At 52.8% G+C, this 5,544-nt stretch carries 6 protein-coding genes; 3 read left to right on the top strand and 3 right to left on the bottom strand.

Translation table 11 applies throughout. The annotated features are described in order from the left end of the window. On the top strand, positions 1-903 hold a 903-nt coding region (locus Q0628_RS04110; protein WP_298768420.1), incomplete at its 5' end, for a bile acid:sodium symporter family protein. Positions 904-1,022: 119 nt separating this feature from the next. On the opposite strand, the gene pgi is transcribed toward Q0628_RS04110, so the two are convergent. Further along, positions 1,023-2,687 carry a glucose-6-phosphate isomerase gene (gene pgi / locus Q0628_RS04105; protein ID WP_298768418.1) on the bottom strand — a complete coding sequence of 555 codons (1,665 nt, stop codon included), beginning with the start codon at positions 2,685-2,687 and terminating at the stop codon, positions 1,023-1,025. 75 nt (positions 2,688-2,762) lie between these two features. Between pgi and Q0628_RS04100 the strand changes: the two genes are divergently transcribed. Both Q0628_RS04100 and Q0628_RS04095 read left to right on the top strand, forming a co-directional pair. Continuing rightward, entirely contained in the window at positions 2,763-3,326 is a 564-nt protein-coding gene (locus tag Q0628_RS04100; protein ID WP_298768416.1) for an HD domain-containing protein, read from the top strand. Between the two features lie 7 nt (positions 3,327-3,333). Further along, complete coding sequence (locus Q0628_RS04095; RefSeq protein ID WP_298768415.1) at positions 3,334-4,443, top strand: (p)ppGpp synthetase; 1,110 nt, start codon at positions 3,334-3,336, stop codon at positions 4,441-4,443. A gap of 84 nt (positions 4,444-4,527) precedes the next feature. Here the strand turns inward: Q0628_RS04095 and Q0628_RS04090 are convergent, their stop codons facing one another. Together Q0628_RS04090 and Q0628_RS04085 are read right to left on the bottom strand one after the other, a co-directional pair. Next, entirely contained in the window at positions 4,528-5,100 is a 573-nt protein-coding gene (locus Q0628_RS04090) for a Spy/CpxP family protein refolding chaperone (protein ID WP_298768413.1), read from the bottom strand. A 3-nt stretch (positions 5,101-5,103) separates the two neighbouring features. After that, positions 5,104-5,463, bottom strand: a complete 360-nt coding sequence (locus Q0628_RS04085) for a hypothetical protein (protein ID WP_298768411.1) — start codon at positions 5,461-5,463, stop codon at positions 5,104-5,106. Positions 5,464-5,544: the final 81 nt, after the last annotated feature.

Here is a 5,544-nt window from a genome sequence, read left to right as displayed (position 1 = left end):
GTCGCTTTTGGCTGGGTTCACGGGAATGTATCCTCCATTATTCTCGGCGTCATCATGTTGAGCATGGGTTTAACCATTTCGATAGATGATGTGCGGAACTTGATGAAACAACCGTTCCATATTTTGCTCGGTGCGGTTGCGCAGTACACCATTATGCCGTTTGTGGCCTTTGGGCTTACAAAAGTTTTTGGCTTGGACCCGTATCTTGCCGTGGGCATCATTCTGGTGGGGTGCTGCCCGGGCGGTGTTTCGAGCAACGTCATGAGCTTCTTAGCCAAGGGCGATGTGACCTATTCGGTGAGCATGACCATGGTGAGCACGCTCCTTGCGCCGATTATGACGCCGCTGCTTGTGCTTTGGCTTGCCGACACGAGCATCGACGTGAATGCGAAGGGCATGTTCCTGAATATTCTGTACGTGACGATCGCCCCGATTACCATCGGATTCCTGTGCAACTACTTCTTGGGTAAACGCCCCGTGTTTAAGGAAATTCAGTCGAATATGCCTGCAGTGAGTGTGATAGGCTTGATGATGATTGTGGGCGGTGTCGTCGTGACCGTGCGCCCGCAGTTGTTCGCAAACGGCCTCGGCCTGATTTTATTGGTGCTTGCGGTGGTGTTCTGCCACAATGCGCTGGGCTATGTGCTTGGTTACGGCGTGGGTAAGCTTTTCAGATTCAATACAGCCAAGAAGCGAACCATCGCTATCGAAGTCGGCGTGCAAAATGCCGGTATGGCGACTGTACTTGCCATGGCCTTCTTTGCAGACCCCGCAAATGTGGCGAAGAACCCCGAAGCGGTGCTTTGCATGGTCCCTTGCGCCTTGAGTTGCGCCTACCATTCCATTAGCGGAACGGTGCTCGCGAATATCTTCGCTTGGCGCGACAAGAAAAAGGCGGAGTAAAATAGCATTTATCCGTAAAATCGTTTTTTTTTTCGAACAAAGTGAATATGAAAAAGGCCGCGATTTTTCGTCGCGGCTTTCTCTCGTCTGTAGGGCCGTAGGCCCGTACTCTTGTCTAACTAGGCCTGATGAGCTTTAAACCAGCGGATAAGACCGTTGGTGGAGCTGTCGTGGTTCAGTTCGGCGTCGGCCTTGGCCAGTTCCGGAAGGATCTTCTTGGCGAGCTGCTTACCGAGTTCAACACCCCACTGGTCGTAGCTGTTGATGTTCCAGATAACGCCCTGGGTGAAGATCTTGTGTTCGTACATGGCGATGAGGGCGCCGAGCGTTTCCGGAGAAACGTAGTCCATCATGATGGAGTTGGTCGGCTTGTTGCCTTCGAACACCTTGTGCGGGGCGAGGAATGCGATTTCTTCTTCGCTCTTGCCGTCCTTGCGGAGTTCTTCGTGGGCCTGGGCGAGGGTCTTGCCGTTCATCAAGGCTTCGGGCTGTGCAAAGAAGTTGGAGAGGAGCTTCTGGTGATGGTCGCCGACCTTGTTGTGGCTGTTCGCCGGGGCGATGAAGTCGCACGGAATCATCTTGGTGCCCTGGTGGATCAGCTGGTAGAAGGCGTGCTGGCCGTTGGTGCCCGGTTCGCCCCAGAGGATCGGACCCGTCTGGTAGTTCACGCGCTTGCTGTCGCGGTCAACGGTCTTGCCGTTCGATTCCATGTCGGCCTGCTGGAAGTAGGCGGCCAGGCGGTGCAGGTACTGGTCGTACGGGAGCATGGCGTAGCTGGAAGCACCGAAGAAGTTGTTGTACCACACGCCGATGAGGGCGAGGATCACGGGGAGGTTCTTGTCGACCGGAGCGGTCTTGAAATGCTGATCCATTTCGTAGGCGCCCTGGTGGAGCTTCATGTAGTTGTCGAAACCAATGCGGAGTGCAATCGAAAGACCGATGGCAGACCACAGGGAGTAACGGCCACCCACCCAGTTCCAGAATTCGAACATGTTGGCGGTGTCGATACCGAAGGCGGACACGGCTTCGGTGTTGGTGGAGAGCGCCACGAAGTGCTTGGCGATGGACTTTTCGTCGCCGTTGAAGGCCTTGAGAACGGCAGCCTTGGCGGTTTCGGCGTTCGTCATGGTTTCAAGAGTGGTGAATGTCTTGGAAGCAACGATGAAGAGCGTTTCTTCGATGTTCACCTTCTTGAGGGTTTCGGCCATGTGGGTGCCGTCGATGTTAGAAACGAAGTAGACTTCCGGAGAGTATTCGCCAGCAGCCGGCTTGTCGGCATACGGCTTCAAGGCTTCGGTCACCATCACGGGGCCCAGGTCGGAACCGCCGATACCGATGTTCACCACGTACTTGATGGACTTGCCGGTGTGGCCCTTCCACTTGCCGGTGCGCACGAGCTTCGTGAATTCTTCCATGTGCTTGAGAACTGCGCGGACTTCGGGCATCACGTCCTTGCCATCGACGCAAATCGGATCGTTACCCTTGTAGCGGAGCGCGGTGTGGAGCACGGCGCGCTTTTCGGTGGTGTTAATCTTTTCGCCGGCAAAGTACTTGCGGCGCATGTCTTCGAAATCGGCAGACTTCAGGAGGTCCTGGAGCTTGGCCATGGTTTCGTCGGTGATGATGTTCTTGGAGTAGTCCAGGAAGAGTCCGCAGGCTTCCAGGCTGAACTTCTCGGCACGAGCCGGGTCCTTCGCGAAGAGTTCCTTCATGTGCCAAGTCTTGGCGACTTCGGCGTGGGCCTCGAGGGCCTTCCATTCCTGAGAATCAGTCAGTTTCGACATAGATTAATCCTTTCCGCTGCGCGGTTATTTGTTGCGAGAGTAAAAATAGAAAAATTTTTATATACATTTAGTGACATGGATACTTCAATTCTCGATAAGGCTATTGTTTTTGCGGTCAGGGCGCATCAGGGCGTTGAGCGCAATGGAAAGGGGTTTCCCTATATTGTGCATCCGATGGAAGCGGTGGTGATTGCTGCCACCATGACGAACGACCAGGAGCTTTTGGCCGCGGCAGCACTTCACGACACGGTCGAAGACACCGAAATCACCCTGAAGGATGTCGAACGCGAATTCGGCAAGCGCATTGCGGAACTTGTCGAGGCCGAATCCGACATCGAGTTCGAGGGCAAGAGCCGTCAGGAAAGTTGGAGACTTCGCAAGGAAGAAGCCATTGAGCGATTGTCTTCAGCTACAAACGAAGTCAAGATTGTAGCACTTTCAGATAAATTAAGCAACATCCGAGCCATCTACCGCGACTACCAGGCAATAGGCGACAAGGTATGGGACTTGTTCTGCGTCAAGGACGCGGCCTCGCACGAATGGCATTTCCGCGGGCTCGCACGTGCGCTCTCAAGCCTCAAGGGAACATTCGCATACGACGAATTTGCAGAAACAATCAACAAAGTCTTTGGGAAATAGACACGACATGGAACAGGTAATCAACAAGGACTACGGCCTGCCCCCCAAGGAAACGCTTATCTTGGAGGAGTACCGCGAACAACACATCGTCTTCGAGAAGCTTTTACGCATCGTCAAGCGAATTCTTCGCGAGAGCATCCAAGAAAACAAGATATACATCAACGCCATCGAAGGGCGCGTCAAGGCAGAAGACAGCCTTGCGGGTAAACTCGAACGTAAGTCGGGCAAGTATAATTCCCTTTCGGACTTAACGGATATCCTGGGCGTCCGCGTCATCACATTCTACAGCGACGAAGTGGACAAAATTGCAGCCCTTGTCGGACGTATTTTTACAATTGACTGGGAAAACAGTATCGACAAACGCAAGATGCACGAAATACACAGTTTCGGCTACAATTCACTACATTACATTTGCAAGCTTCCCAGGGAAAAATACTTTGACCCCAATTACCCCCAACTAAACGAAATCCGTTTCGAAGTGCAGATGCGAACCGCCCTGCAGCATGTGTGGTCGGTACTCGATCACGATACGGGTTACAAGTCGGGTTTCGAAGTTCCCAGGGAATACCTACGTAACCTGAACCGACTTGCAGGAATGCTGGAACTAGTTGACGAACAGTTCTGCCTCATCCGTTCGGGAATCAACGATTACCGTCGTCAGGTCCAGTCCCTGGTAAGTTCGGGAAGTTTCGACGAGATCGAACTGAATGGAGACTCCTTCAGCAACTATCTGGAATTACGCCCGTTTGATGCACTGAACAAGCGAATCGCTTCCATCAACCAGGCGGAAATCCACGAAACCTCACTCTCCCGCTTCCTGAGCGTATTTGCCTCCTTCGGATTCAAGACACTAGGCGACATCGACCGACTCATCAAGAGAGATTCCGAAGACGCCTACCAGCTAGCCGCCTTCCAGCTTGCCAACACAGATCTTGACATCATCAACTCGTCTCTCGGCGTCATTTCCCTTTGCGCCGTCCATGTGCTCAAGCAGGGCGGGGGGATGCTAGAACTGACAAGATTCCTAGAAGACCTCAACGGAGCGTCTGCCAACAACAAGCACCGCGCAGAAGGGCTCCTCCGTGTCGCACAGAACCTGTCGTTTATGAAGAAATGACTTGTTGACCGTAGGAAGTAAACTAAAGACAGAAAGCCCCCGGCATTTCTGCCGAGGGTCTGTTGGTTTTGAGAAATTGGAACTTTAGTTCATGGGAGGTGGATTGCCGTGCGGGCCATGGTGCTTCCCGTTTTTCATGCGCTCCTTGAATAATTTCATCTGTTCTTTGTGAAAGGCGTTGAACTTCGCAAGCTGTTCCGGCGTTAGGATGTTGCCGAGCGCGGCCATTCCGTTAATGCGGTGTTCAAGCAACGCCTTGTCTGCTTCAAGCACCTTTGCCTTGGCTGCATCGATGCCTGCGGCGTCTCTGCTTTCGAGCGCTTCGCCCAGGGCCTTTTCGGCTTCATGTTTTTGCTTGCGGAGTTCCTTGAAAATAGAATCTCCCTTGGCGCGGTTAGCTTCAATGGCGGCCTTCTGTTCCGGCGTTACCTGCAGCAAGGAATCCATGGCGGCAAAGTCCATGCGGTGCTTGAAGTCCTTCTTGCCGTGAAATTCTCCGTGAGGAACTTCGGAAGCTGGGATTTTTTCCTCGATGCTTACGGGAGGCGTTCCCGGATGCTGGGGATAGCAGCGGTGTCCGCAGAAACTGCCCAGGAAGAATCCGATGGCAAGGGCGAGTACGACGATGCTTGCAATAAAGAGCTTTGATCCTTTCATGGTTTACTCCTTGGTTAAATAATTAAAGCCCACCGTTTCTTCCAATGTTTCGAACTCGTCGCTGGTGGAATTCCCGAGGTTTTCATACCAGCTCAGGAGTTCGGACGGTGCGGAATTGTTGATCGAAACGTATTCGGTAGAAGCGGAATTTTCCTGTTCAATGTCGCTGGTGAAAGACGGCAAAATCGCAGTCAGGCTCACAAGCACAAAACTTGCGGCCAGCGGAATCGCGCTGTACCAGCTCTTGATAGAGACAATCTTGCTCTTCGCATTTTCGGCGTCGAGGCGGGCGCAAACCTTGGCCCAGGAATCTTCCCGGGGGGTAAGCCTTTCAAGCTTTGAAAAGTCAATTTTGTTAAGCATGTTTACGCTCCTTTAAATAGTCCCTTACAAAGTGTCTGGCTCGGCTGAGCCTTGCTTTAATGGTTCCTTCGGGCATCTTGT

Origin of the sequence: uncultured Fibrobacter sp. (assembly GCF_937877005.1) — a bacterium.
GTDB lineage: Bacteria > Fibrobacterota > Fibrobacteria > Fibrobacterales > Fibrobacteraceae > Fibrobacter.
The sequence above is the reverse complement of the archived record's forward strand: the minus strand, read 5'-3'. Positions and strand labels throughout refer to the sequence as shown.